Origin of the sequence: Herbiconiux sp. VKM Ac-1786 (assembly GCF_015350805.1) — a bacterium.
Taxonomy (GTDB): domain Bacteria; phylum Actinomycetota; class Actinomycetes; order Actinomycetales; family Microbacteriaceae; genus Herbiconiux.
In genome coordinates this window covers 1,396,744-1,421,915 of sequence record NZ_JADKSG010000001.1, presented here as the reverse complement: position 1 = coordinate 1,421,915, position 25,172 = coordinate 1,396,744, and the positions used below count along the sequence as shown (strand labels likewise).

Sequence of the window (25,172 nt, the reverse complement as noted above, 5' to 3'; positions counted from 1 at the left end):
TGCAGCAGGCGGCGCAGCGCACCGGGTCAGTCGAGCAGCAGCGCCGGCTCCTCGAGGATCGAGGCCACGTCGGCCACGAAACGGCTGGCCACGTCGCCGTCGACCACGCGGTGGTCGAAGCTCGCACCCACGGTGGTGACGAAGCGCGGGCGCACCTCGCCGTCGACGACCCAGGGGCGCTGCTTGATGGTGCCGAGGGCCACGATCCCGACCTCGCCCGGGTTCAGGATGGGGGTGCCCGTGTCCATGCCGAAGACGCCGATGTTCGTGATGGTGATGGTGCCGTCGGCCATGTCGGCGGGGGAGGTGCGCCCCTCGCGGGCGGTCAGCGTGAGCTGCTCGAGCGACTCGGCGAGGGTGCGCATCGACATGTCCTGCGCGTCCTTGATGTTCGGCACGATCAGGCCGCGCGGCGTGGCCGCGGCGATGCCGAGGTTCACGTAGTTGCGCACGATGATCTCCTTCTCGGTGAACGCCGAGTTGACCATCGGGTTGCGCTGCACCGCCCAGATGATGGCCTTCGCCATGATCAGGAGGGGCGAGATCTTGACGCCCGTGAAGTCGGCGGAGGCCTTCAGCCGCTTGACGTAGTCCATCGTGCGGGTGGCGTCGACGTCGACGAACAGGCTCACGTGCGGCGCCGTGAACGCGCTCGCCACCATCGCCTTCGCGATCTGCTTGCGCATGCCCTTCACGGGGATGCGCTCCTCCCGCTCGGGCGCCCACTGCGGCGTCTCGATGTTGTGGAACACCTTCGCCTGCTCGGCGTGCCGCACGACGTCGTCGCGCGTGATGTCGCCGATCAGCCCGGTGGGCGTGACCTCGTTGAGGTCGACGCCGAGGTCTTTCGCGAGCTTGCGGATGGGCGGCTTCGCGATCACGGGGAGCCCCGGGATCGGCTGCTGCACGCGGGCGACCCGCTCGGTGGGCCGGGCGCCCTCGGGGGTCTCGCCGATCGCCGGGATGGCGCTCGTGCTGCGGCGCGAGGAGCGGCGGCTGGCGACGTGGCCCTTGATGCCGTAGCCGACGAGCACGGCTCCGGGCTTCTCCTCCGCGGAGGCGGTGCGCTCGGCCGTGGCGGTGCGCTCGGCGGTGGCCACCATCGACTCGGTCTCGGTGAGGTCGGCCGCGGGAACGACGCGGATGGGGGCTGCCGGAGCATCCTGAACCGGCGCCGCCGAGCCCGACGGGGGCGTTGCCCCCGACGACACCGTGATGATGGGCGTGCCGACCTCGACGGTCGTGCCCTCCTCGACCAGCACGCTCTCGACGGTGCCCGCGAACGGCGAGGGGAGCTCGACGAGCGACTTGGCGGTCTCGATCTCGACGATCACCTGGTTCACCGTGACGGTGTCGCCCGGGGCGACCTTCCACGAGACGATCTCGGCCTCGGTGAGGCCCTCGCCGACATCGGGGAGGTTGAACTGCGACGACATGGGTTCTCCTGACGTACCTGGTCGGATGCGGGTGGCCTAGTAGGCCATCACGCGGTCGACGGCTTCCATGACGCGGTCGGCGTCGGGCAGGAAGACGGTCTCGAGCTTCGCGGGCGGGAAGGGGGTGTCGAAGCCCGCCACCCGCAGCACCGGGGCCTGCAGCGAGTAGAAGGCGCGCTCGGCGACGGTCGCGGCGATCTCGGAGCCGACGCTGACGAAGCCCGAGGCCTCCTGCGCCACCACGAGGCGGCCGGTCTTGGTGACCGAGTCGACGATGGGCCCGTAGTCGATCGGGCTGATCGAGCGCAGGTCGATGACCTCGAGGCTGATGCCCTCGGCGTCGGCGATCTCGGCGGCCTGCATCAGCACGCTGACCATGGCGCCGTGGGCGAGCACGGTCACGTCGGTGCCGACGCGCACGACCCGGCTGGCGTGCAGCGGGGCGGCCGATCCGGTGAAGTCGACCGGGCCCTTGGGCCAGTAGCGGCTCTTGGGCTCGAAGAACATCACCGGGTCGTTCGAGCGGATCGCCTCCTGCATCATCCAGTAGGCGTCGTTCGGCGTCGACGGGCTGACCACGCGGAGGCCGGCGGTGTGCGCGAAGTACGCCTCGGGGCTCTCCTGGTGGTGCTCGACGGCACCGATGTGCCCGCCGTAGGGCACCCGGATGACCACGGGCATCGAGAAGGCGCCGCCGCCGCGGTTGGTCAGCTTGGCGAGCTGGCTGGTGATCTGGTCGAAGCCCGGCCAGATGAAGCCGTCGAACTGGATCTCGCAGACCGGCCGGTAGCCGCGCATGGCGAGGCCGATGGCCGTGCCGATGATGCCCGACTCGGCCAGCGGGGTGTCGACGACGCGATCGGCGCCGAACTGCGCCTGCAGGCCCTCGGTGACGCGGAAGACGCCGCCGAGACGGCCGATGTCCTCGCCCATCAGCAGCACCTTGGGATCGTCGGCGAGCGCCTTGGCGAGGCCGAGGTTCAGCGCCTTCGCCATCGGCAGCTCCTGCACCTCGGGGGCGGCGGCTGCGGTCGTGGGGTTCGACGGGTTCACGGTGGTCATGCCTGCTCCTCCTGGAACGACGACTCGTAGCGCTCGAGCCACAGCTTCTGCTCGGTCATCACCGGATGCGGCTCCGAGTACACGTGGTCGAACATGGTGCCGATCGGCGGGGCCTCGAGCACCAGCGTGCGGGCCCGGATGTCGGCCGCGAAGTCGTCGGCCTCGGCCTTCACGCCGTCGAAGAAGGCGTCGCCCTCGCCGAGCGAGCGGAGGTACTTCTCGAAGCGCACGATCGGGTCGCGCTTCACCCAGAACTCCTGCTCGGCGTTCTCGCGGTACTTCGTGGGGTCGTCGGAGGTGGTGTGCGCCCCGATGCGGTAGGTCAGCGCCTCGATGAACTGGGGGCCGCCGCCGCCGCGGGCGTCGTCGAGCGCCTTCGCGGTCACCGCGTAGCTCGCGAGCACGTCGTTGCCGTCGATCTGCACGCTCGGCACACCGAAGCCGCGGGAGCGCAGGTACAGCGGCACGCGCGACTGCACGCTCACCGGCACCGAGATGGCCCACTGGTTGTTCTGCAGGAAGAACACGTTCGGCGTCTGGCTCGAGGCCGAGAACACGAAGGCCTCGCTCACGTCGCCCTGCGAGGTGGCGCCGTCGCCGAAGTAGCAGAGCACGGCCGCGTCGACCTCGGGGTCGCCCGTGCCCACCAGACCGTCGCGCTGGAGGCCCATGGCGTAGCCGGTGGCGTGCAGCGAGTGCGAGCCGATCACCAGGCAGTAGCCGTGGAAGTTGCCGTTCGTCGGGTCGGCCGGGTCCCAGCCGCCGTGCGTGTTGCCGCGCAGCAGCTCGACGATCGCAAGCATGTCGATGCCGCGCACCAGGCCGACCGCGTGCTCGCGGTAACTCGGGAAGAGGTGGTCGTGCGGGCGGGCGGCGTAGGCGGAGCCGACCTGGGCGCCCTCCTGGCCGTGGCTCGGCACCCAGAGCGCCATCTGGCCCTGCCGCTGCAGGTTCGTGGCCTCGCCGTCGAAGCGGCGCACCACCACCATCTTCCGGTAGAACTCCTGCAGGTCGGTCTCGCTCAGGCGATCGAGGTAGGAGCGGTACTCCTCGGCCGACTCGGTCGGGGCGAACTCGCCCTCGACCGAGAGGAACTGCACCGTCGGGGTCTCGGTCATCGGAGGATCCTCGCTATCTCGTCGGCGGCGGAGAGCACGTTCTGCACGCTCTCCTCCTCGCCGATCGTCAGTCGGACGCCGTCGGGCAAGTAGCCACGGGCGATGATGCCGTGCCGGCGGAACACCTCGAGCACCTCGGGGGTGCGCTCGCCCACCGGGAACCAGACGAAGTTGCCGTGCGGCTTCGGGATGCCCGTCCAGCCCTGCTCGAGCAGGGCCTCGTACACGGCGTCCCGTCGCACCGCGATGTTCGCGACCCGCTCGCGCAGCTCGTCGCCGCGGTCGAGCGAGGCGAGGGCGGCCACCTGGGCGTGGTCGGTGAGACTCAGCGGCACGATCGTCGTGCGGGCCGGAGCCAGCACCTCGGGCCGGCCGATGCCGTAGCCGATGCGGAGGCCGGCCAGGCCGTAGGCCTTGGAGAAGGTGCGCAGCACGACGAGGTTCGGGTAGCGGCGCACCAGCGCCCGGCCGTTCACCGCCTCGGGGTCGGTGACGAACTCCGCGTAGGCCTCGTCGAGGATGACCAGCAGGTCGGCGGGCACCGACGCCATGAAGGCCTCGAACTCGGCCTTCGTGACGGCGCTGGAGGTCGGGTTGTTCGGGCTGCAGACCAGCACGAGCCGCGTGCGGTCGGTGATCGCGGCGGCCATCGCGACGAGGTCGTGACGGTGGTCGGGGGTGTTCGGCACCGGCACCGCAGTGGCGCCGGGCAGCACCGTCATCCACGGGTAGACCTCGAACGAGCGCCAGGAGAAGACGACCTCGTCGCCGTGGCCGGCGGCCGCCATCGTGAACTGCATCAGCAGCGCCACCGATCCGGCCGCCACGATCACCTCGTCGGGTTCGACGCCCCACTCCTCGGCCAGGCGGGCCGTGATCTCGGGGGCGGCGGCGTTCGGGTAGCGGTGCAGCTGCCGGGTGGCGCGGTCGACGGCCTCGAGCACACCGGGCAGCGGGTCGTACGGGTTCTCGTTCGACGACAGCTTGAACCCGGTCGGCGCGGCCTGGCCCTGGCGGTACGCGGGCAGCGCGAGGATCTCGGGGCGCATCCTCACCGGAACGGCGGGGGCTGCTTCGGAGCCGGAGGTCATCCGTCCAGTGTAGTTCGCGGGCTCATCCCGCCTCGGGAATATGCTCCGGGCGGTACTCATGCTCCAGCAGCGCGTAGACGAGGGTGTCTGTCCACTCCCCTTTGAAGTGCTCGTCCTCGATGAAGAGGGCCTCCCGACGCATCCCGAGCCGCTCCAGCAGGGCGGCGGATGCCCGGTTCCGGGCATCGAGGCGGGCGATCACGCGGTGCAGGCCGAAGCCGGTGAAGGCCAGGTCGAGAACGGCCCGGGCGGCCTCGGTGGCATAGCCGTGCCCCTCGGCGTCACGGGCGATGGCGTAGCCGAGCTCGCCCCGGGCATCCGCCTCGCTGTCGAACTTCAGGAGCACCTCGCCGATCACCCGGCCGCCCTCGCTCAGCCCGACGTCGTCGCGCAGCTGGATCGCGAGCACCAGCCACTGCCCCTCCTCGGTCACCGCGCCCTGGCGGGTGCGCGAGTCGAGCGCCGCCTCGGTCTGCTCGCGTGTGCGCACGGGCCAGGGGATGTAGCGCACCACCTCGGGGTCGGAGTGGTAGCGCAGGAGGTCGTCGAGGTCGCCCGCGCGATGGGGGCGCAGGGCGAGGCGGCCGGTCAGGATCGGGTGGGCCGGCTGCCAGGGCAGGTTCACCATGCCTCGACTCTGCACCACGCAGCCGTTCCGCGCGACGGGCCGTTCTGGGATAGTGGGGGTCATGCGCAGATTCCTGGTCTCCCTGGTCGTCAACGCGATCGCCCTGTGGCTCACCACCCTGATCGTCGCCGGGGTGAAGATCGACCCGATCGGCGACGGCGGAACCGTCGAGACCATCATCAGCTACCTGCTGGTGGCGCTGGTGTTCGGCATCGTGAACGGCATCATCGGCAGCATCATCCGGGTCGTGGCCTTCCCGCTCTACATCCTCACGCTCGGCATCATCTCGTTCTTCGTGAACGCGCTGCTGCTCTGGCTCACCTCGGTGTTCACCGGCCTGTTCGGCTTCGGCCTCACCCTGGCCGGCTTCTGGTGGACCGTGCTCGGCGCCCTGGTGCTGGCCATCCTGTCCGCGATCATCGGCGCGATCCTCCGGCCCCTCGCGGGCCGCCGCGACCGCCGATGAGAGACTAAGGGCATGTCGCGCGAGCCCGAAGATCCCCCCGAGGCCGCCTTCCGCATCTGCATGGTCTGCACCGGCAACATCTGCCGCTCCCCGATGGCCGAGATCGTGCTGCGCGACCTGGTCGAGAAGGCCGGGCTCTCCGGCCGCGTCGTCGTCACCTCGGCCGGAACGGGGGAGTGGCACGTCGGTGAGCACGCCGACCCCCGCACGGTCGCCTCGCTGAAGAGCCGCGGCTACGACGGCAGCACGCACCGCGCCCGCCAGTTCGACCCCGCCTGGTTCGACTCGCACGACCTCGTCGTCGCGCTCGACCGCAGCCACGAGCGCGTGCTGCGCTCCTGGGCCCGCACCGAGGAGGACCGCCAGAAGGTTCGGCTGCTGCTCTCCTTCGACGCCGACTACGCCGGCCGCACCGACGTGCCCGACCCCTACTACTCCGACGCCGCCATGTTCGACTCGGTGCTCGCGATGATCGAGCACGCCGACCGGGCGCTGTTCCGGCAGCTCGAGCCCGCGTTCCGCCAGCCGGCCGCATCCTGAACCCCGCCCTCCTCACGGAAAGCCCCCGCCCCGCCATGCCCCCTCTGCCCCCTCAGCCGATCAGCCCGCTCGACGGCCGCTACCGCCCCGCCGTCACCGAGCTCGGCGAGTTCCTCTCCGAAGCCGGCCTCAACCGCGCCCGCGTGCGGGTCGAGATCGACTGGCTGCTCTTCCTCACCGAGCACCGGATGTTCGGGGCCACCCCCCTCGAGCCGCAGCTCGTCACCGAGCTGCGCGCCGTCGTCGACGACTTCGGCCAGGCCGACATCGACCGCATCGCCGAGCTCGAGGCGACGACGCGGCACGACGTCAAGGCGGTCGAGTACTTCGTGCGCGAGAAGCTCGCCGAGCTCGAGCTGAACGACATCGCCGAGCTCACCCACTTCGGCTGCACCAGCGAGGACATCAACAACCTCAGCTACGCCCTGACCATCCGCGACGCCGTCGAGGGCGTCTGGCTGCCGGCCTTCGAGCGCGTGATCGCCGAGCTGCGCCGCCAGGCGGTGCTCTACCGCGACGAGCCGATGCTGGCGCACACCCACGGCCAGCCCGCGACGCCCACCACCATGGGCAAGGAGCTCGCCGTCACCGTGCACCGCCTCGAGCGGGTGAAGGCGCAGATCGAGGACACCGAGTTCCTCGGCAAGTTCAGCGGCGCCACCGGTACCTTCGCCGCCGACCTGGTCGCCGATCCCTCCGCCGACTGGCAGCGCATCTCACGCGAGTTCGTCACCTCGCTCGGCCTCGTCTGGAACCCGCTGACCACCCAGATCGAGTCGCACGACTGGCAGGCCGAGCTCTACAACCGCATCAGCCACGCCAACCGCATCCTGCACAACCTGTGCACCGATGTCTGGACCTACATCTCCATCGGCTACTTCACCCAGATCCCGGTCGCGGGCGCCACGGGCTCCTCGACCATGCCGCACAAGGTGAACCCGATCCGCTTCGAGAACGCCGAGGCGAACCTCGAGCTCTCCAGCGCGCTGCTCGACTCGCTCGCGGCGACCCTCGTCACCTCGCGGCTGCAGCGCGACCTCACCGACAGCACCACCCAGCGCAACATCGGCGTGGCCCTCGGGCACTCGTTGCTCGCGCTCGACAACATCCTCGGCGGCCTCGGCCAGATCTCGCTGAACCGGGATGCGCTGGCCCGCGACCTCGACGAGAACTGGGAGGTGCTCGGCGAGGCGATCCAGACCGTCGTGCGCGCCGAGATCACCGAGGGACGGTCGCAGATCAGCGACCCCTACGCGCTGCTGAAGGAGCTCACCCGTGGGCGCCGCATCGGCCAGGCCGAGCTGGTGGCGTTCGTCGAGGGCCTCGACATCGAGGCCGAGGCCAAGGCGCGGCTCGTGGCGCTGACCCCGGCGGGCTACACGGGGCTCGCGTCGGCGCTGGTCGACCACATCCTCGACTAGGGCACGGCTCGCGGATGCCCGGTCGTGCCTAGTGGCCGGCCGGGCCCTGCGGCTCGTCGCCGTCGATCTCGTGCTGCTCGCGGTCGTTCGGCTTGATCGAGAGCGACAGCATCGCCATCACCACGAGCACGACGATGAAGGCGACACCGAAGAAGATGCCCGCCAGCAGGAACTCGCGCGAGACCATCAGCACCACCAGCCCGACGAAGGCCGAGAGGATGGCGGACAGGACGATCAGCTCGGCCGGCTTCAGCCGGTCGCGCCTCGTTGGTTGGTTCACGATGCCCTTCTGGTGGGTTCAGGCCCGGTGGCGGTGACGGAGGCGTGGGTTCCCCAGCGCAGCGACAGACCGCCGATCACGAGGAACAGGCCGATGACGGCGGAGTAGGCCCCGAGCATCCCGACCGCGAAGACCGGGTCGGTGGGGAAGAAGATCAGCACGAGCGCGAACACCACGGTGAGCCCGCCGACGACCGCCCAGTCGCGGCCGGCCGGGTTCTTGCCCGCCTTCAGGCCCGCGTAGAGCTCGAGGAAGCCGCCGATGGCGGAGTTCATCGTGGCGCAGAACAGCAGGAAGCCGAGGCCGCCGGCGTTGAAGCCGAGCGCCAGAGCGCCGAACAGCACGCTCGCGACACCCTGCACGAGGAAGACCACCCGGGTCGACTTCACCTCGATGGTGCGCCACGACAGCACGGCGACGATGAGCCCCGTGACGACGGCCAGCACCCCGTAGGCGAGGAGCCCGACCTGCGCCGAGTGGTTCGGGCTGAAGGTGATGACGAGGGCGGTCACGATGAACGGGATCGCCCGGGCCACCGGAACGCCCCAGTAGGGCGATCGCTCGGTGCTGCGGCGGGTCTCGGTCACTCCGGATGCCTCGTTTCGACGGTAGGGATGACCCCAGTCTATTTCGCCGCGGCTGAGTGCCGGTCGTGCCCGGCGTGCCGCTCCTGCCCGACGTGCCGAGCCTGCGCGACCGCCGCTGCCGGCTTCGAGGGCCACCAGAACCGGTCGCCGGTCAGGAAGACGAGCGCCGGCACGAGCACCGTGCGCACCACGAGGGTGTCCAGCAGCACGCCGATGCAGACGATCACTCCGATCTGGGTCAACGCGACCACGGGCAGCACCCCCAGCACGGCGAAGACGGCGGCGAGCAGGATGCCCGCACTGGTGATCACGCCGCCGGTGCTGCTGAGCGCCCGGATCATCCCCTCGCGGGTGCCGTGCTGCCCGGCCTCCTCCCGGGCCCGCGTGGTGAGGAAGATGTTGTAGTCCACGCCGAGCGCCACCAGGAAGAGGAACGCGAACAGCACCACGTTGGAGTCGAACGCCGGGAACCCGAGCAGGTTCTGGAACAGCACGTTCGAGGCGCCGAGGCTCGCGAAGAACGTGGCCAGCACGCTGGCGATCAGGAGCACGGGAGCCACCAGCGAGCGCAGCAGCAGGGCGAGGATGACGAAGACGATCGCCAGGATCAGCGGGATGATCAGCGCCTGGTCGGCCTCCGAGGCCGTGTTCGTGTCGAGCGCCGTGGCGTCGTTGCCGCCCACGAGGGTGTCGGCCAGCTCGCCTCCGGCGTCGGCATAGGCGCTGCGGAGCGCGCTGATCGTGGCGAAGGCCGCGTCGCTCTCCGGCTCGGCGTCGAGGGTCACGTCGAGCCGGGTCACGCCGGCGGCGCTCTCGCCGGGGCGCACCGACTCGACTCCGGCCACGCCCTCGGCGAGCTCGCTCGCGTCGGTGACCACCGCATCCGGGGTCAGCACGACCGTCTGCCCGGTCAGGCCCGCGTTGAACGACTCGTCGATCACGGTCTGGGCCTTCACCGAGTCGGGCTCGCCGATCAGCTGGTCGGTCTGGGAGAGTCCGACCTGCACCCCGATCAGGCCGAGCGAGAGCACGCCGATGCCGAGCACGGCGACGATCGCCACGACGGCGGGGCGCTTCGCGACGCCGCGGCCGAGGCGCATCCAGACGCCGGGCTTCCGCGGATGGGCCGCCGCGTCGGCCTCGCTCTGCACGCGGGGCACGAACGGCCAGAACAGGCCGCGGCCGCAGACGACGAGGGCCGCCGGCAGCACGAGCAGGGCGAACAGGATCGCGATGGCCACGCCGACCGCGCAGGCGAAGCCCAGGGCGCGGTTGCCCGAGAGCTGCGCCAGCAGCAGGGTGAGCAGGCTGAGCGCCACGGTTCCGCCGCTCGCCGCGATGGCGGGGCCCGCGCTCCGCCAGGCGGTCAGCATCGCGGCGTGCCGGTTCTCGACCCGGGTGAGCTCCTCCCGGTAGCGGGCGACGAGCAGCAGGGCGTAGTTCGTGCCGGCGCCGAACACCAGCACTGAGAGGATGCCCCCGATCGACGCGTCGATGGTGATGCCCAGGGGCTCGGCCAGGGCGGTCACGACGACCCGGGCGAGCCCGTCGGCGAGGCCCACGACCGCGAGCGGCACGATCCAGAGCACGGGGCTGCGGTAGGTGACGATGAGCAGGAATGCGACCACCAGCACGGTGACGAGCAGCAGGCGGAAGTCGGCTCCGGCGAACGCGTTGGAGATGTCGGCCTGGAAGCCGACGGGGCCCGTGAGCAGGGCGGTGAGGCCGTCGACACCCGGGTCGGCGTCGGCGCGGAGCTCGTCGGCGATCGCCCCGACGTCGGCGTCGGCATCCGCTTCGAGGGGAACGGCCACGAGCGCGGCGGTGCCGTCGTCGCTGAACTGGGGCACGACCGCCTGCGGGGCGAGGGAGCCCTCGGCGAGCCGGCCGGCCGCCTCGGTGATCGCGGTGCGGTCGACGTCGGTGAGCGCGTCGCCGCCCCGCGAGTAGACGACGATGCCGGCAGTGGTGTCGGCGTCGGGGAACTGCTCGAGCAGCGCCGACACCTGGGCGGCCTCGCTCGAGTCGGGGAGGCCGGAGGGCGGGAACGCATCGCTCTCGCCCTGGGGGAGCAGCGCGAACAGCAGCGCCACGGCGATCGCGGTCAGGGCCAGCGTGACCCAGGCCGTGCCCCGGCCGCTGACGAATCGGGCGATGCCGCGCATGATGTCTCCTCTTCGACCTGAAAGATCCTTTATTGCTAAGCAGCTTAGCTACATATGGGATTAGCATGTCAGTCATGACTGATGCCCGCAACTCCTCGAGCGCCATGCCGTGGTCGCGCGACGAGCTGCCCGACAGCGGGATGCCCGTCGTCTCCCCGATCTCCCAGCAGCTGCGCGACGTCGACGCCCTCTCGCGGGCCTTCGAGCGGCGGCTGGGCAGCGTGCTCACGGTGAACCAGACCGACCTCACCGCGATGGAGCACCTCATCCAGGACGGGCCCCTCACGCCGAGCGAGCTCGCCACGCGCCTGAAGGTCTCGACCGCGGCGTCCACCCTCGTGGTCGACCGCCTGGTGGCCCTCGGGCACGCTGAGCGGCACCCGCACGAGCGCGACCGGCGCAAGATCGTCGTGGTGCCCGCGCGAGCCTCCGTCGATCGCACGGTGCAGGAGCTGCTGCCCGTCATCCTCGGCGTCGCCGCCATCGTCGAGGACATGTCGGAGGAGGACCGCGCGGTCGTCTCGACCTTCCTCGACCGCGTCGCGTCCGTCTACCGCGCGGCCGTCGCCGCCCCGTAGGCCGCCCGGCGCCCTCTTGCGGACATGTCCGCTACCGGGCGTCGTCGGGGCACCTGCTCACCCTTCGAGCCTGTCTAGCGTGGACAGGTGACCCGAACCGACCCGAACCCGCCCACCCCCTCGCCGGGCCCCACTCCCGCAGGCCCTTCCCGCCGCGCCGTGCTGCACAGCGCCTGGGCGGCCCCCGTGGTGCTCGCCGCCGTCGCGGCCCCCGCGGCCGCCGCCTCGACGCCCGACCCGAAGCCGACGCTCTACGTCTCCTTCACCGGATCCGGTGACTCGGGCTACGTCTTCGTCGAACTCCTCGGCCCCGACGGCACGCCGCTGCAGCAGTCGTTCGACATCGAGGGCATTCCGCGTGGCACCGACGCCTGGGTCGCGGTCTTCCGCCCCTCGACCCGCGCCGACGGCACCTTCTCCTCGACCATCCCCTCGGGCATCACCCAGAACTACTCGGCCGTCCGCATCGCGGCGACCGTCCCCGGCTACCCCACCCTCATCTCGCAGACCCAGCAGCTCCCCTTCTCGGCCTGACCGGCCGAGCGCCGATCGGCTAGGCGGGGGGCATGTCCGCGAAACGGGAGAAGTGGCCGTGGAAGCCGACCGTGATGGTGGCGGTGGGGCCGTTGCGGTGCTTGGCGACGATGAAGTCGGCCTCGCCGGCGCGGGGGTTGTCTTTTTCGTAGGCGCCCTCGCGGTGCAGGAGGATCACCATGTCGGCGTCCTGCTCCAGCGAGCCGGATTCGCGGAGGTCGGAGATGGCCGGCTTCTTGTCGGCGCGCTGCTCGGGGCCACGGTTGAGCTGGGAGAGCGCGATGACCGGCACCTGGAGCTCCTTGGCCATCAGCTTGAGGGCACGGGAGAACTCCGAGACCTCCTGCTGGCGGCTCTCGACCTTCTTGCCGCTCGTCATCAGCTGCAGGTAGTCGATGACGACCAGCTTGAGGCCCACCTTCTGCTTGAGGCGCCGGCACTTGGCGCGGATCTCGACGAGGGTCATGTTCGGGCTGTCGTCGATGTAGAACGGCGCGTCGTTGATGCGACCGCGGGTGGAGGCCAGAGTAGTCCAGTCCCGGCCCTCGATGCGGCCCTTGCGCATGCTCTGCAGGGGCACCGAGGCCTCGGCCGAGAGCAGACGCATGGCGATCTCGGAGCGACCCATCTCGAGCGAGAAGAAGATCGACGGCATGTCGTTCTTGATCGAGGCGGCCCGGCAGAAGTCGAGCGCGAGCGTCGACTTTCCGAGCGCGGGGCGGGCCGCGACGATGATCATCTGGCCGGGGTGGAAGCCGTTGGTGAGGTTGTCGAGGTCGGCGAAGCCGGTGGGCACACCGGTCATCGAGCCGTCTTTGCCCGCGGCCGCCTCGATCTCGTCGATGGCCGCCGTGACCGCGACGGTGAGCGGCACGTAGTCTTCGGCCTCGACACCGCCGTTGACCGCGTAGACCTCGGCCTGGGCGTTGTTGACCAGGTCGGTGACCTCGCCCTCGCTGGCGTAGCCCATCTGCACGATGCGGGTGCCCGCCTCGACGAGCCGGCGCAGCACGGCCTTCTCGGAGACGATCTGGGCGTAGTAGCCGGCGTTCGCGGCCGTGGGCACCAGACCGGTGAGCGTGTGTAGGTAGTCGGCGCCACCGGCCCGGCTCAGCTCGCCGCTCTTCGTGAGCTCGTCGGTGACCGCGATGACGTCGGTGGGCTCGCCGTGCGAGTAGAGGTTGAGGATCGCCTCGAAGATGACCTCGTGCTTGGGGATGTAGAAGTCGACGGCACGCATGACCTCGACCACGTCGGCCACCGCGTCCTTGGACAGCAGCATTCCGCCGAGCGCGCTCTGCTCGGCGAGCAGGTCGTGGGGCGGGGTGCGGTCGCCGGCACGGGGTGCGCCCTGGCGCTCTTCACCCGCGAGACCGAGATGGGCGATCGACAAGGTCTGCTCCGCTTCTGCCGCCGGGGGCGGCTCTGTTCACTTCTAGCGCCCGCCACCGACATCGGCGGTGGTGAGGGGCGCCGGCCCAGACTACGAACGGGCACTGTCCACAATCAAACCGGCCTGTGGATAACTCTGTGGAGGATCTGCGCGAAACGCCGACGCTCGTGTGCAGAAGGTGTGCACTCTCCTGTGGAGAGATTGTGCATCCTGAGATCAAAAGTGACTCTGACCAGGTATTTGTAGATTCCACAGAGTGTGGGTCCGCACATCCCTCGACCACCGGTTGAACCTTGGCCTGAGGGCCTGTTCCTGTGTACAGATGTGGGGAGAATCCGGGCATGGAAAAGGGGTGCCAGAGCCTTTCGGCACCTGACACCCCTTCAGGGGACGGCTACTTGGCCGCGACCACCTGGAGCGAGATCGTCGCCGAGAGGTCGTCGCGCAGACGCACGGTCGCCTCGTGGTTTCCGGTCGCCTTGATGGCGTTCGGGATCTCGATCTTGCGCTTGTCGAGCGAGCCGATGCCGGCCTCCTGCACCGCGTCGGCGATGTCGGAGGTCTTCACCGAGCCGAACAGACGTCCGCCCTGGCCCGCCTTGACGGTGAGCTTGACGACGGCGTTCTCGAGCGACTGCTTGAGGTGCTGCGCCTCTTCGATGGTGGCGAGCTCGCGAGCGGAGCGGGCAGCCTTGATCTGCTCGACCTGCTTCTCGCCGCCACGGCTCCACGACACCGCGAAGCCCTTGGGGATGAGGTAGTTACGGGCGAAGCCGTTCTTGACCTCGACGACGTCGCCGGCCGAACCGAGTCCGGTCACCTCGTGGGTGAGAATGAGTTTCGACATGCTGCTGCTCCTTAACGGCCTGAGCCGGCGTAGGGCAGAAGTGCCATCTCGCGGGCGTTCTTGACGGCACGGGCGATGAGGCGCTGCTCCTGGACGGAGACACCCGTGATACGGCGGGCGCGGATCTTTCCACGCTCCGAGATGAACTTGCGAAGGGTCGCGACGTCCTTGTAGTCGATGACTCCGACGCGGATGGACTTCGCCGGGGCCGCGTTCTTCGCGCCCTTGGCGCCGCGGAGCGGCTTGCGGCGATCGCCGCTTGACTTTCCAGCCATGGTTGTTTCCTGTTCTGAAAGAAGAGAAGTTTAGAAGGGGGTGTCGTCGGCGTAGCTGCCGGGAGTGTTCCAGACGTCGTTGCCGCCGCCGCCGTTGCCGGACGCGGGGGCACTGGCCGCCCAGGGCTCCTCGACGGCCGACTGGCCGCCGCGCTGACCGCCGCCGTTGAAGCTCCCGCCGCCGCCACCGGCACCGCCGCTGGAGGCACGGGTCACCTGGGCGGTGGCGTAGCGGAGCGAGGGACCGATCTCGTCGACCTCGAGCTCGATCGAGGTGCGCTTCTCGCCCTCTTTCGTCTCGTAGGAGCGCTGACGCAGACGACCGGTCGCGACGACACGGCTGCCCTTCGTGAGCGACCCGGCGACGTGCTCGGCGAACTCACGCCAGACCGACGCGCGGAGGAACAGCGCTTCGCCGTCCTTCCAGTCGTTCGACGCGCGGTCGAAGGTGCGAGGCGTCGAGGCGATCGTGAAGTTCGCGACCGCGAGCCCGTTCTGCGTGTAGCGCAGCTCAGGATCGGCGGTGAGGTTGCCCACCACGGTGATGACGGTTTCGCCGGCCATGACGGACTACTCGCCGGCCTCGGCCTTGACGGCGGGCTTCGCGGGAGCGGCAGCCTTGCGGGCGGCCTTCTCTGCGGCCAGCTTCGACGCGGCGGCGACCTGGGCCATGCCCTCTTCGGCCCGCAGCACCTTGGTGCGCATGACGGCCTCGGACAGCTTCAGCTGACGGTCGAGCTCCTTGGTCGCGTCGGCCGACGCGGTCAGGTTGACGACGGCGTAGATGCCTTCGGACTTCTTGTTGATCTCGTAGGCCAGGCGACGGCGGCCCCAGATGTCGACCTTGTCCACGGTGCCACCATCCGTGCGGATGACGTTGAGGAACTTGTCGAGGCTCGGTGCCACGGTGCGCTCGTCGATCTCGGGATCGAGGATGACCATGAGTTCGTACTGATGCGTCACAAACCCACCTCCTTCGGACTAGAACGGCCACAGAATCTCTGTGACAGGAGGGTTATGCATCTGTCTCGCACCCGCGTGGAGAGTTCCACTGGGCACAGGACAACTTCCACATCCTACCAGAAGCACCCTTCCGAGCGCTCCTGTGTCAGGGTCGAAGCGTGCCTGAACCCCGCCGCATCGCCCTCGTCTCCCTGCACACCTCCCCGCTCGACGCCCCGGGCACGGGCGACGCGGGCGGCATGAACGTGGTGCTGGTGGGCCTCGCCGACGCCCTGACCGCCGCCGGCCACGACGTCGAGCTGCTCACCCGGGCCCGCTCGGCCGACGAGACCGAGGGCAGAACGGTGGGGGGCACGCTCGTGCGCTTCCTCGAGGCGGGGCCCCGCGCATCCGTCGCCAAGGGCGAGCTGCCGGCGCACCTCGGCGAGTTCGGCGAGCGGATGCGCGAGCTCGAGCCCTTCGACCTCGTGCACTCCCACTACTGGCTCTCGGGCGCCGCGGCGCTGCCTGTCGCCGAGGAGTGGGGCGTGCCGCACGTGCAGAGCCTGCACACCGTCGCGGCGCTGAAGAACGCGCATCTCGCGCCCGGCGATCGACCCGAGCCCGCGTCGCGCGTGGCAGCAGAGCGGATGCTCGTGCACGCCTCCGAGCTCACCCTCGCCCTGAGCGCCGCCGAGCGCGCGGCCGTGCTCGACGCGTACGCCCCACCCGGCGAGCGGGTGCGCGTGCTCGCGCCGGGTGCGGACACCGCCCTCTTCCACCCCGCGGCAGCGGCCCCCGCCGCCCGCCCCACCCTGCTCGTGCTGGCGCGCATCCAGCCGCTGAAGGGCGTCGATCTGGCGGTGGAGGCGCTCGCGCTGCTCCCGGAGCCCCGCCCGCGCCTCGTGATCGCGGGCGGCACGAGCCCCGGTCACGACGACTACGCCGCCGCGCTGCACCGTCGGGTGCACGAGCTCGGGCTCGACGACGACGTGCAGTTCCTTCCTCCTCAGACCCGAGCAGAGGCGGCGGCGCTGCTGCGCGAGGCGACCCTCCTGCTCGTCCCCTCCCACTCCGAGACCTTCGGGCTGGTCGCGCTGGAGGCCGCGGCGAGCGGAACGCCGGTGGTGACCTCGGGGACGGGCGGACTGGCCGAGTCGGTGCCCGACGGCGTCAGCGGTGTGCACGTCGGCAGCCGGCGGCCCGAGGACTGGGCCGAGGTGCTGGGGCGACTGCTGGCGGACGAGGCGGGGCTCGAGAGGCTCGGGGCGACAGCGCTGCAGCACGGCCGGGCACGGGACTGGGAGGCTGCCGCCACCGAGCTGCTTGCCGAGGTCGCCGCGCTCGAGCCCGACCCGACCGCCGTCTTCGGCGAGCGCCCCGTCTTCCTGCACGCGCACCCCGACGACGAGTCCATCTCGACCGGAGGCACCCTCGCCGCCCTCGTCGCCGCCGGCCGGCACCCGGTGATCCTCACCGGCACCCGCGGCGAGCGCGGTGAGGTCGTGCCGGGCGAGCTGCACCATCTCGAGGGCACACCGGAGCTGGCTCCGCACCGCGAGCAGGAACTGGCGCGCGCGCTGCACGAGCTCGGGGGAGTGCCGCAGAGCTTCCTCGGCGCGTATTCCGATTCGGGCATGGAGTGGGGCGACGACGGCTTCGCCCGGGCCGCCGACGACGCTCCCGCTGCGGCGCTGAGCCTGGCCCCGCTCGAGACGGTCGTCGGCGCCGTGATCGGCGGCGTCGAACGACTGGCCGGGGGAGCGCCGACGAGCGTCGTCAGCTACGACGGGCTGGGCGGGTACGGGCATCCGGACCATGTGCGCATGCACGACGCCGCACGCGAGATCGCGCGCCACTACGGGGTGCCGTTCTTCGCGATCGTCGAACCCCGGGTGGACGGGTCGGTGGTCGCCGACGTCGTCGTCCCGCTGCAGGGCGAGCCGCTCCGCCGCAAGGTGGCCGCGATGGCCGCCCACGCGACGCAGCTCACCGTCGCCGGGGATCCGCCGCGCTTCACGCTGAGCGGCGCTCAGACCCACGACGTCGCCGACGTGGAGCGGTACCGGTTCGCCGGCTGAAGGGCGGCCCCGGTGCGCTGCCGGGCCCCGCGCATCCGTCACTCAGCTGATCAGGCATAGGATCGTGGAGTTTTGACACAACGGAAAAGGGCTGACGGAATGAGCATCAAGGTCGCGATCGCGGGCGTCGGTAACTGCGCGAACTCTCTGATCCAGGGGGTGACGTACTACAAGGACGCTGACGAGACCGAGTCGGTGCCCGGCCTGATGCACGTGCGGTTCGGCCAGTACCACGTGGGCGACATCGAGTTCGTGGCGGCCTTCGACGTCGACGCGGCCAAGGTGGGCGCCGATCTGGCCGACGCCATCTGGGCGAGCGAGAACAACACGCTGAAGTTCGCCGACGTCGCACCCACCGGCGTGACCGTGCAGCGCGGCCCGACCCTCGACGGGCTCGGCGAGTACTACGTCGAGATGATCGACGAGTCGGAAGCCACGCCCGTCGACGTCGTGGGCGCCCTGCGCGAATCGGGCGCCGACGTGCTCGTCTGCTACCTGCCCGTGGGCTCGGAGGAGGCCGCGAAGTTCTACGCGCAGGCCGCTCTCGACGCCGGGGTGGGCTTCGTGAACGCCATCCCCGTGTTCATCGCCTCCGACCCCGAGTGGGCCGCGAAGTTCGTCGAGGCCGGGCTGCCGATCGTCGGCGACGACATCAAGAGCCAGGTCGGCGCGACCATCACGCACCGCGTGCTCGCCCGCCTGCTGGAGAGCCGGGGCATCCAGCTCGACCACACGTACCAGCTGAACGTCGGCGGCAACATGGACTTCAAGAACATGCTCGAGCGCCGACGCCTGAACTCGAAGAAGATCTCGAAGACGCAGTCGGTCACCTCGAACATCGACATCGACCTGCCCGCCGGTGACGTGCACATCGGCCCGAGCGACCACGTGCCGTGGCTCGACGACCGCAAGTTCGCTTTCGTGCGCCTCGAGGGCCACGGGTTCGGCGGCGCCCCCATGAGCCTGGAGTACAAGCTCGAGGTGTGGGACTCGCCCAACTCGGCCGGCGTCATCATCGACGCCGTGCGCGCCGCGAAGGTGGCGCTCGACGCCGGCCTCGGCGGCCCGGTCGAGCCCGCCGCCGCCTACTTCATGAAGTCGCCGCCGGTGCAGATGCCCGACGACGTGGCGCGCACCGAGCTCGAGGCGTTCATCGCGAAGAACACGCCTGCCGCCTAGCCGGAACTGACTGAGCGCAGCTCAGTCAGCACTGGCGTCGCGGGATTGCGATGCAATCCCCCTAGCTCCAGCGTGCCACCACGTCTGCAACCGACGGGTGGCCTCCTCCTCACCGAGGGGGCCCTCGTCGAGCCGCAGCTCGAGCAGGAACGCCCGAGCCTCGCCCACCTCGCGCCCCGGCTTCAGGTTCAGGATGCGCATGATCTGCTCCCCGTCGAGATCCGGTCGCACCGAGTCGATCTCCTCCTGCGCGGCGAGCGTCGCGATGCGGTCCTCGAGGTCGTCGTAGGCGAAGGCCAGCTGGTCGGCCTTGCGGCGGTTGCGCGTGGTCACGTCGGCGCGGGTCAGGATGTGCAGGCGCTCGAGCTGGTCGCCCGCATCCCGCACGTAGCGGCGCACGGCGGAGTCGGTCCACGCCCCGTCGGTGTAGCCGAAGAAGCGCAGGTGCAGCTCGATCAGGCGCGACACCGCGGCGATGGTGTCGTTGTCGAAGCGCAGCGCCCGCAGCCGCTTGCGCGCGAGCTTCGCCCCGACCACGTCGTGGTGGTGGAACGACACCTGCCCGCCCGGCTCGTTGCGCTTCGTCGCCGGCTTGCCGATGTCGTGCAGCAGCGCCGCGAGGCGCACGACGAGGTCGGGGGAGGAGAGCTTCCCGCGCGACTTCTCGAGGTCGATGGCCTGGTCGAGCACGGTGAGGCTGTGCTGGTAGACGTCCTTGTGGTGGTGGTGCTCGTCGCTCTCGAGCTGGAGCGCCGGCACCTCGGGGAGCACGATCTCGGCGAGGCCGCTCTCGACCAGCAGCTCGACGCCACGCCGGGGCGCATCCGTCTTCAGCAGCTTCGAGAGCTCGTCGTTGACCCGCTCGATCGAGACGATGCCGATCGAGTCCTTCATCTCGGTGATCGCCACGGCCGTGTCGACGGCCACCGTGAAGCCGAGCTGGGCGGTGAAGCGGATGGCGCGCAGCATGCGCAGCGGGTCGTCGCCGAACGAGACCTCGGGGGCCCCCGGCGTGCGCAGCACTCCCGCGATCAGGTCCTCCATGCCGCCCGAGGGGTCGATCAGGGTGAGCGACGGCAGCCGGAGCGCCATGGCGTTCACCGTGAAGTCGCGGCGCAGCAGATCGCCCTCGAGCGAGTCGCCGAACTCCACGGCGGGCTTGCGGGTCGTGTGGTCGTACTCGTCGGAGCGGTAGGTGGTGATCTCGACGCTCTCACCGTCGATCCGGGCGGCGATGGTGCCGAAGGCGCGACCGACGTCCCACTGGGCCTGCGAGATGGGGGTCACGATCGCGAGGATCTCGTCGGGACGCGCATCCGTCGTGAAGTCGAGGTCGGTGATCGGCCGGCCGAGGAACGCGTCGCGAACCGGCCCTCCGACGAGGGCGAGCTCGTGCCCGGCGGCACTGAAGGCGGCGGCGAGCTTCGCCACGGGGCCCTCGCCCGCGAGCGTCGCGAGGAATTCCAGGGACTGCTGAACGGACTGCACCGAGCCATTTTAGCCGCGCGCCCCGCCCGACCCCGGCGGTTCCCCGATCTCCCAGGCCGATCCTCCTAGAATCGGGTCTACGGATGCGGGTGCCACCGAGCGCGCCCGTCACGGCCTATGACATCACCTGCGCGTCGACTGAAACGAGTTGCGCCCGCGATCGCAGCCAGCGCGCTGATCGCCGGTGCCGTGTTCGCGACCCCGTTCGGAGCGGCCGCCACAACGCCTCCGCCCACCCCCTCCTCCAGCGCCCCCGCACCGGTGCCGACGACGACCTCGGACGACTCCGCGTCGCCGGTGACGCTCGCCCTCGCCGCCTCGGGCAGCGGTGTCGTAGCCCCGGGAGCCGACCTCACGGTGACCGTCGAGGTGAGCGGTCCCTCCTCGGGCGGCACGATCTCGCTCGCCCTCGACGACAGCGCCCTGCGCAGCTCCTCCTCGCTCAGCAGCTGGCTCGACGGCGGCGAGGCCGGATCGCTCGTCGCCCTGGCCACCGCACCGGCGCCGAGCGGTGGCGGAACGGTGTCGATCACGGTGCCCGCCGCCCAGCTGCCCGGGGGACTCGGTGGAGCCCACGGTCTGGTGGCCACCCTCGACGGTGCCGGCGGCGACGCGGTCTCGGCGCGCGGCACGGTGGTCGTCGACGACGGCATCTCGGCGCGCGCCGACGTCACGGTGATCGCCCCGATCACCTCGGTCGCCAGCTCGACCGGCCTCATCCAGCCCGCCGCGCTGGACGCCTTCACGAACGACACCGGCGTGCTCACCCGCGAGCTCGACTCGGTGATCGGCCGGCCGGTGACGATCGCCGTCGACCCGCGCATCATCGTCTCCATCCGAGCGCTCGGCTCCACCGCTCCCGAGTCGGCCGTCGCCTGGCTCGAGCGGCTCGAGTCGGCGTCGAACCCGGTCATCCCGCTCAGCTACGGCGACTCCGACCTCTCGGGCGAGCGCCAGGCCGGCGCCACCTCGGCCCTGCAGCCCACCTCGTTCGACTACGCGCTCGATCCGGCCGACTTCACCGACGTCGACCCGCTGATCGAGCCGACCGCCACACCGACCTCTCCTGCGCCGACCCCGAGCGCCTCGCCCACGCCGGCAGCGCCCACGGTGCCGACGCTCGAGCAGCTCACCGACTGGGACTACGCCTCGACGACCATCGCCTGGCCGCGCGCCGGCTCGGTGACCGCGGCCGACCTGCCCTTCCTCTCCGCCTCCGGCTACTCGGCCAGCATCATCGACTCGCAGCAGCTGACCCCCGCCTCGGGCGACGCGGGCGAAGCCCTGCAGGCGGTGGCGACGACGGGGTCGCAGACGGTGTTCGCCGCCGACCACGCCGTCTCGCAGGCTGTTCAGGATGCGGTGGCCGCGTCGACCGACACCGCACGCGGGCAGGCGGTCGGCGAGCTCGCGGCGGCCCTCGCCCTGGCGGCCGAGACCGGGGGCGGCACCCCGGAGGACCCCACTCCCGTGCTGGCGGTGCTCGATCGGGCCGCGATGAACCTGAACAGCATCGACCAGGTCGTCTCGACCGTGCAGGCGCTGCCGTGGAGTGCCCCGGGGTCGTTCTCGGAACTCGTGCAGCGCACCCCCACCCAGACGGTGTCGCTCGTCGACGCCCCTCAGCCCGACGAGCGTGTCACCCGCATCGCCAATCTCCTGCTCGGTGGCCAGCAGATCGACTCCTACTCCTCGGTGCTGTCGAACCCCCAGCTGCTCTCGGGCCGGCACCGCGCCGACCTGCTCACGCTGCTGTCGAACGCCTGGGTCGCGAACGAGGGCGGCTGGAGCGTGGCGACCGACGCCTTCAACGAGGAGACCGCGACCACGCTGAAGGGCGTGCAGATCGTCGAGGGCTCCGACATCAACCTGCTGTCGAGCTCGGCGCCGCTGCCCTTGACCATCAGCAACGAGCTGCCCTACCCCGTATCGGTCATCGTGCACGTCACGGCGTCGAACGGACGCCTGCTGATCGACCAGAACGACGTCGGCGTGGTCGTGGAGGCGAACTCGCGGAAGAGCGCCCAGATCCCGGTGACCGCCGTCGCGAACGGCTCGGTCGTGCTGAGCTTCCAGCTCACAAGCGCGAGCGGGGTGCTGATCGCGAACCCGTCGCCGGTCGCGGTGAACGTGAGCGCCGACTGGGAGACCTGGGGCACCGTGATCTTCGTGGTGGCGCTGGTGCTGCTGTTCGGCGGCGGGCTGGCGCGGAACATCCTGCGGCGGCGCAAGGAGCGGCGGGCTTCAGCGGAGGGGACCTCGTGAGCCCGACCAGCATCGGCCGCGCCAGCGCGTTCCTCGCGTCGGGCACGATCGTCTCCCGCATCATGGGCTTCGTCCGGGCGATCATCCTGGCTCAGACCATCGGCGTGGTGAACAGTGCGAGCGGTGACGCCTTCGCGATCGCCAACCAGCTGCCGAACAACATCTACGCGATCATCGCGGGCGGCACGCTCTCGGCCGTGCTGGTTCCGCAGATCGTGCGGGCGATGCTGCACCAGGACGGCGGCCGCGGCTACATCAACAAGCTGCTCACGATCTCGATGGTCATCCTCGCCGGCACCACCCTGGCCGCGACCATTCTCGCGCCGGTGCTGGTGACCATCTCGGCGCCGACCTGGAGCGGCGAGCAGCGGGCCCTCGGCATCGCCTTCGCCTACTGGTGCCTGCCGCAGATCTTCTTCTACGGGCTCTACACCGTGCTCGGCGAGGTGCTGAACGCCAAGGGCGTCTTCGGCCCGTTCACCTGGGCGCCCGTGGTCAACAACATCGTCTCGATCCTGGGGCTCGTCGCCTTCATGCTGCTCTTCGGGCTCGACCCCGAGGGCGAGCGGCTCGTCACCGACTGGGGGCCCGACAAGATCGCGCTGCTCGGCGGGTCGACCACCGCCGCCGTGGCGGCCCAGGCGCTGGTGCTGTTCCTGTTCTGGCGGCGGGCGGGCATCCGCTACCGCCCCGACTTCGCCTGGCGCGGCGTCGGTCTCGGCGCGGCCGGCAAGCTGGCGGGCTGGACCTTCGGCATGCTGCTCGTCAGCCAGGCCGCCGGGCTGGTCGAGACCGCCGTCGCCGCCACCGCCTCGGGCGACGGGGCCTCGGTGTTCGCCCTGCAGAACGCCTGGCTGATCTTCATGCTGCCGCACTCGCTGATCACGGTGTCGCTCGTCACCGCCTACTTCACGAAGATGAGCGGGCACGCGAACCGCGGCGAGACGGCCGACCTCCGGCGGGACGTCTCCTCGGCGCTGCGCATCACCCTGCTGTTCATGGTGCTGGGCACCATCGTGCTGATCGTCGCGGCATATCCCTTTGCGAGCATATTCACCGAGACCTATGCCCAAGCGGTCGCGATGGGCGACGTGCTGATCGGATTCCTCGTCGGTCTGGTGCCGTTCAGCGTGCTCTTCGTGCTGCAGCGGGTGTTCTACTCGCTCAGCGACACGAAGACCCCGTTCTTCCTGCAGGTGCTGCAGGCGTCGATCTTCGTGGTGCTCGTGCTCTCCTGCCTGCTGCTGCCGGACGGTCTGGTGGCGGTCGGCATCGCCGTCTCCCTCTCCCTGGCCACCGGCGTGCAGGTCATCGCCGCCGCCGTGATCATCCGGCGCCGGCTCGGAGGCACCGGGGGAGGGCGCATCGCCCGCAGCTTCGCTCGCTTCCTCGTGGCGGCGATCCCGGCGGCCGGGGCCGGCGTGCTCGTCTACCTCGGCATCCAGTCGCTCCTCGGGGTCGAGTTCCTCACCTCGGGCTACGTCACCCCGCTCGTCTCGATGGCGGTGATCGGCGTCGTCATGCCCGCGGTCTACCTCGGGGCCCTGGCCCTCGTGCGATCGCCCGAGCTGGCGGATGCGCTGGGCCCCGTGCGGGCGCGGCTGACGCGCTCGCGCTGACCGCGCACTCGCCCTGTCTGCCCCTTCTGCGGCCGCACGAGGCACCCCTGCTGAGAGCCCGCTCAGCGCCCCGCACCCGCGGAATACCGCGCGGATAGGATGTGTTGTACCGGTCAGCGCCGCACGCTCCGGTGTGCCCGCGACCACCCTCCGAGGAGACAGACCACATGCGCGAGATCATCATCATCGGCTCCGGCCCCGCCGGATTCACGGCAGCGATCTACGCCGCCCGAGCGGGCCTCAAGCCCCTCCTCCTCGCCTCGAGCGTCGAGGCCGGCGGCGAGCTGATGAACACCACCGAGGTCGAGAACTTCCCCGGCTTCCCCGAGGGCATCCAGGGCCCCGAGCTCATGCTGAAGCTGCAGGAGCAGGCCGAGAAGTTCGGCACCGAGGTCGTTCTCGACGACGTCACCGCCGTGCACCTCACGGGTGACGTCAAGTCGGTCGAGACCGGCTACAGCGGAACCTTCGAGGCGCGCTCGCTGATCTTCGCGACCGGATCCGCGTACCGCAAGCTCGGGCTGCACGACGAGGAGCGGCTGTCCGGCCGCGGCGTCTCGTGGTGCGCCACCTGCGATGGCTTCTTCTTCAAGACCAAGACGATCGCGGTCGTCGGTGGCGGAGACTCGGCCATGGAGGAGGCGACCTTCCTCACCCGCTTCGCCGAGAAGGTCTACGTGGTGCACCGCAAGGACTCGCTGCGCGCCTCGAAGATCATGCAGGAGCGCGCCTTCACGAACGACAAGATCGAGTTCGTCTGGAACTCCGAGGTCGTCGGCATCTCCGGTGAGAACGCCGTCGACGGCCTGCAGCTGCGCAACACGGTCGACGGCTCCACGTCGGAGCTGCCGGTGCAGGGCCTGTTCGTCGCGATCGGCAACGACCCGCGCGTGCACCTCGTGCACGGCCAGCTCGACCTGACCGACGAGGGAACCATCGCCGTCGAGGGCCGCTCGTCGAAGACCAACCTGCCCGGCGTGTTCGCCGCCGGAGACGTCATCGACCCGCACTACCGCCAGGCGGTCACCGCGGCGGCGTCCGGAACCGTGGCGGCGCTCGACGCCGAGGCGTTCCTCGCCGCCCTCGACCAGGCCGAGGCCGAGGCGAGCGACCTCGTCACCGCCTCCTAGCATCCGATCCGTGCTCGCTGCCCACCGCGGCCCGCACCCCTCACATC

24 protein-coding genes are annotated in these 25,172 nt (G+C 70.5%); 10 read left to right on the top strand and 14 right to left on the bottom strand.

All coding sequences use genetic code 11. The annotated features are described in order from the left end of the window. Positions 1-26 precede the first annotated feature (26 nt). Genes ITJ64_RS07090 through ITJ64_RS07070 form a run of 5 tightly spaced genes read right to left on the bottom strand, consistent with a single transcriptional unit; the run spans position 27 to position 5,335 of the window. On the bottom strand, positions 27-1,436 hold the full coding sequence (locus ITJ64_RS07090) for a dihydrolipoamide acetyltransferase family protein (RefSeq protein WP_194679985.1): 1,410 nt from the start codon (positions 1,434-1,436) through the stop codon (positions 27-29). 36 nt (positions 1,437-1,472) lie between these two features. Then, positions 1,473-2,498, bottom strand: a complete 1,026-nt coding sequence (locus ITJ64_RS07085; protein ID WP_194679984.1) for an alpha-ketoacid dehydrogenase subunit beta — start codon at positions 2,496-2,498, stop codon at positions 1,473-1,475. Further along, the gene (locus ITJ64_RS07080; RefSeq protein ID WP_194679983.1) at positions 2,495-3,616 is read right to left on the bottom strand and encodes a thiamine pyrophosphate-dependent dehydrogenase E1 component subunit alpha; all 1,122 of its coding nucleotides are present in this window, start codon (positions 3,614-3,616) and stop codon (positions 2,495-2,497) included. Before ITJ64_RS07080 ends, ITJ64_RS07085 begins: the two co-directional genes overlap by 4 nt. Continuing rightward, positions 3,613-4,707, bottom strand: coding sequence for a histidinol-phosphate transaminase (locus ITJ64_RS07075; protein ID WP_194679982.1), 1,095 nt, complete (start codon positions 4,705-4,707; stop codon positions 3,613-3,615). The genes ITJ64_RS07080 and ITJ64_RS07075 overlap by 4 nt, the downstream gene beginning before the upstream one ends. A 22-nt stretch (positions 4,708-4,729) precedes the next feature. After that, complete coding sequence (locus ITJ64_RS07070) at positions 4,730-5,335, bottom strand: GNAT family N-acetyltransferase (RefSeq protein ID WP_194679981.1); 606 nt, start codon at positions 5,333-5,335, stop codon at positions 4,730-4,732. A gap of 61 nt (positions 5,336-5,396) precedes the next feature. On the opposite strand from ITJ64_RS07070, the gene ITJ64_RS07065 reads away from it, so the two are divergent. Genes ITJ64_RS07065 through purB form a run of 3 tightly spaced genes read left to right on the top strand, consistent with a single transcriptional unit; the run spans position 5,397 to position 7,762 of the window. Next, positions 5,397-5,801: a phage holin family protein gene (locus ITJ64_RS07065; RefSeq protein WP_194679980.1), complete on the top strand. Its 405-nt coding sequence runs from the start codon at positions 5,397-5,399 to the stop codon at positions 5,799-5,801. 12 nt (positions 5,802-5,813) lie between these two features. Further along, a complete protein-coding gene (locus tag ITJ64_RS07060; RefSeq protein ID WP_194679979.1) occupies positions 5,814-6,341 on the top strand; it encodes a low molecular weight protein-tyrosine-phosphatase in 528 nt (175 codons plus the stop codon). Positions 6,342-6,376: 35 nt separating this feature from the next. Beyond that, positions 6,377-7,762 carry an adenylosuccinate lyase gene (gene purB / locus ITJ64_RS07055; protein WP_194679978.1) on the top strand — a complete coding sequence of 462 codons (1,386 nt, stop codon included), beginning with the start codon at positions 6,377-6,379 and terminating at the stop codon, positions 7,760-7,762. Positions 7,763-7,790: 28 nt separating this feature from the next. Here the strand turns inward: purB and ITJ64_RS07050 are convergent, their stop codons facing one another. Genes ITJ64_RS07050 through ITJ64_RS07040 form a run of 3 tightly spaced genes read right to left on the bottom strand, consistent with a single transcriptional unit; the run spans position 7,791 to position 10,794 of the window. Next, entirely contained in the window at positions 7,791-8,042 is a 252-nt protein-coding gene (locus ITJ64_RS07050) for a hypothetical protein (protein ID WP_179546883.1), read from the bottom strand. Then, positions 8,039-8,629 (bottom strand): HdeD family acid-resistance protein, encoded by a 591-nt coding sequence (locus ITJ64_RS07045; protein ID WP_194679977.1) that lies wholly within the window; start codon positions 8,627-8,629, stop codon positions 8,039-8,041. Before ITJ64_RS07045 ends, ITJ64_RS07050 begins: the two co-directional genes overlap by 4 nt. Before the next feature lie 38 nt (positions 8,630-8,667). Then, the gene (locus ITJ64_RS07040) at positions 8,668-10,794 is read right to left on the bottom strand and encodes an MMPL family transporter (protein ID WP_194679976.1); all 2,127 of its coding nucleotides are present in this window, start codon (positions 10,792-10,794) and stop codon (positions 8,668-8,670) included. A 74-nt stretch (positions 10,795-10,868) separates the two neighbouring features. Between ITJ64_RS07040 and ITJ64_RS07035 the strand changes: the two genes are divergently transcribed. Together ITJ64_RS07035 and ITJ64_RS07030 are read left to right on the top strand one after the other, a co-directional pair. Next, entirely contained in the window at positions 10,869-11,372 is a 504-nt protein-coding gene (locus ITJ64_RS07035) for a MarR family winged helix-turn-helix transcriptional regulator (RefSeq protein WP_228507724.1), read from the top strand. An 87-nt stretch (positions 11,373-11,459) separates the two neighbouring features. Next, entirely contained in the window at positions 11,460-11,906 is a 447-nt protein-coding gene (locus ITJ64_RS07030; RefSeq protein WP_194679975.1) for a hypothetical protein, read from the top strand. A 19-nt stretch (positions 11,907-11,925) separates the two neighbouring features. On the opposite strand, the gene dnaB is transcribed toward ITJ64_RS07030, so the two are convergent. The 5 genes from dnaB to rpsF form a co-directional block, all read right to left on the bottom strand. Next, positions 11,926-13,299, bottom strand: a complete 1,374-nt coding sequence (dnaB, locus tag ITJ64_RS07025; protein ID WP_194679974.1) for a replicative DNA helicase — start codon at positions 13,297-13,299, stop codon at positions 11,926-11,928. A gap of 394 nt (positions 13,300-13,693) precedes the next feature. Further along, positions 13,694-14,146, bottom strand: coding sequence for a 50S ribosomal protein L9 (gene rplI / locus ITJ64_RS07020; RefSeq protein WP_173182113.1), 453 nt, complete (start codon positions 14,144-14,146; stop codon positions 13,694-13,696). Between the two features lie 11 nt (positions 14,147-14,157). Next, entirely contained in the window at positions 14,158-14,421 is a 264-nt protein-coding gene (rpsR, locus tag ITJ64_RS07015) for a 30S ribosomal protein S18 (protein WP_022895757.1), read from the bottom strand. Between the two features lie 30 nt (positions 14,422-14,451). Then, complete coding sequence (locus tag ITJ64_RS07010) at positions 14,452-14,985, bottom strand: single-stranded DNA-binding protein (protein WP_194679973.1); 534 nt, start codon at positions 14,983-14,985, stop codon at positions 14,452-14,454. Positions 14,986-14,991: 6 nt separating this feature from the next. Beyond that, complete coding sequence (rpsF, locus tag ITJ64_RS07005; protein ID WP_216851677.1) at positions 14,992-15,363, bottom strand: 30S ribosomal protein S6; 372 nt, start codon at positions 15,361-15,363, stop codon at positions 14,992-14,994. Between the two features lie 179 nt (positions 15,364-15,542). Between rpsF and ITJ64_RS07000 the strand changes: the two genes are divergently transcribed. Together ITJ64_RS07000 and ITJ64_RS06995 are read left to right on the top strand one after the other, a co-directional pair. Next, positions 15,543-17,444 (top strand): glycosyltransferase, encoded by a 1,902-nt coding sequence (locus ITJ64_RS07000; protein WP_194679972.1) that lies wholly within the window; start codon positions 15,543-15,545, stop codon positions 17,442-17,444. A gap of 99 nt (positions 17,445-17,543) precedes the next feature. After that, positions 17,544-18,623: an inositol-3-phosphate synthase gene (locus ITJ64_RS06995; protein WP_194679971.1), complete on the top strand. Its 1,080-nt coding sequence runs from the start codon at positions 17,544-17,546 to the stop codon at positions 18,621-18,623. A 21-nt stretch (positions 18,624-18,644) separates the two neighbouring features. Here the strand turns inward: ITJ64_RS06995 and ITJ64_RS06990 are convergent, their stop codons facing one another. After that, positions 18,645-20,111: a CCA tRNA nucleotidyltransferase gene (locus tag ITJ64_RS06990; protein ID WP_194679970.1), complete on the bottom strand. Its 1,467-nt coding sequence runs from the start codon at positions 20,109-20,111 to the stop codon at positions 18,645-18,647. Between the two features lie 117 nt (positions 20,112-20,228). Between ITJ64_RS06990 and ITJ64_RS06985 the strand changes: the two genes are divergently transcribed. From ITJ64_RS06985 to trxB, 3 genes are all read left to right on the top strand, one after another. Continuing rightward, positions 20,229-22,376 (top strand): DUF6049 family protein, encoded by a 2,148-nt coding sequence (locus ITJ64_RS06985; RefSeq protein WP_194679969.1) that lies wholly within the window; start codon positions 20,229-20,231, stop codon positions 22,374-22,376. Continuing rightward, positions 22,373-23,995, top strand: coding sequence for a murein biosynthesis integral membrane protein MurJ (murJ, locus tag ITJ64_RS06980; RefSeq protein WP_370545071.1), 1,623 nt, complete (start codon positions 22,373-22,375; stop codon positions 23,993-23,995). Before ITJ64_RS06985 ends, murJ begins: the two co-directional genes overlap by 4 nt. Positions 23,996-24,162: 167 nt before the next feature. Beyond that, entirely contained in the window at positions 24,163-25,125 is a 963-nt protein-coding gene (gene trxB, locus ITJ64_RS06975; protein WP_194679968.1) for a thioredoxin-disulfide reductase, read from the top strand. Positions 25,126-25,172: the final 47 nt, after the last annotated feature.

Coding starts and splice junctions, on each gene's coding strand:
- ITJ64_RS07090 (WP_194679985.1), bottom strand. CDS start 1,436: ATGTCGTCGCAGTTCAACCTCCCCGATGTCGGCGAGGGCCTCACCGAG.
- ITJ64_RS07085 (WP_194679984.1), bottom strand. CDS start 2,498: ATGACCACCGTGAACCCGTCGAACCCCACGACCGCAGCCGCCGCCCCC.
- ITJ64_RS07080 (WP_194679983.1), bottom strand. CDS start 3,616: ATGACCGAGACCCCGACGGTGCAGTTCCTCTCGGTCGAGGGCGAGTTC.
- ITJ64_RS07075 (WP_194679982.1), bottom strand. CDS start 4,707: ATGACCTCCGGCTCCGAAGCAGCCCCCGCCGTTCCGGTGAGGATGCGC.
- ITJ64_RS07070 (WP_194679981.1), bottom strand. CDS start 5,335: ATGGTGAACCTGCCCTGGCAGCCGGCCCACCCGATCCTGACCGGCCGC.
- ITJ64_RS07065 (WP_194679980.1), top strand. CDS start 5,397: ATGCGCAGATTCCTGGTCTCCCTGGTCGTCAACGCGATCGCCCTGTGG.
- ITJ64_RS07060 (WP_194679979.1), top strand. CDS start 5,814: ATGTCGCGCGAGCCCGAAGATCCCCCCGAGGCCGCCTTCCGCATCTGC.
- purB (WP_194679978.1), top strand. CDS start 6,377: ATGCCCCCTCTGCCCCCTCAGCCGATCAGCCCGCTCGACGGCCGCTAC.
- ITJ64_RS07040 (WP_194679976.1), bottom strand. CDS start 10,794: ATGCGCGGCATCGCCCGATTCGTCAGCGGCCGGGGCACGGCCTGGGTC.
- ITJ64_RS07035 (WP_228507724.1), top strand. CDS start 10,869: ATGACTGATGCCCGCAACTCCTCGAGCGCCATGCCGTGGTCGCGCGAC.
- rplI (WP_173182113.1), bottom strand. CDS start 14,146: ATGTCGAAACTCATTCTCACCCACGAGGTGACCGGACTCGGTTCGGCC.
- rpsR (WP_022895757.1), bottom strand. CDS start 14,421: ATGGCTGGAAAGTCAAGCGGCGATCGCCGCAAGCCGCTCCGCGGCGCC.
- ITJ64_RS07010 (WP_194679973.1), bottom strand. CDS start 14,985: ATGGCCGGCGAAACCGTCATCACCGTGGTGGGCAACCTCACCGCCGAT.
- rpsF (WP_216851677.1), bottom strand. CDS start 15,363: ATGGTCATCCTCGATCCCGAGATCGACGAGCGCACCGTGGCACCGAGC.
- ITJ64_RS06995 (WP_194679971.1), top strand. CDS start 17,544: ATGAGCATCAAGGTCGCGATCGCGGGCGTCGGTAACTGCGCGAACTCT.
- ITJ64_RS06985 (WP_194679969.1), top strand. CDS start 20,229: ATGACATCACCTGCGCGTCGACTGAAACGAGTTGCGCCCGCGATCGCA.
- trxB (WP_194679968.1), top strand. CDS start 24,163: ATGCGCGAGATCATCATCATCGGCTCCGGCCCCGCCGGATTCACGGCA.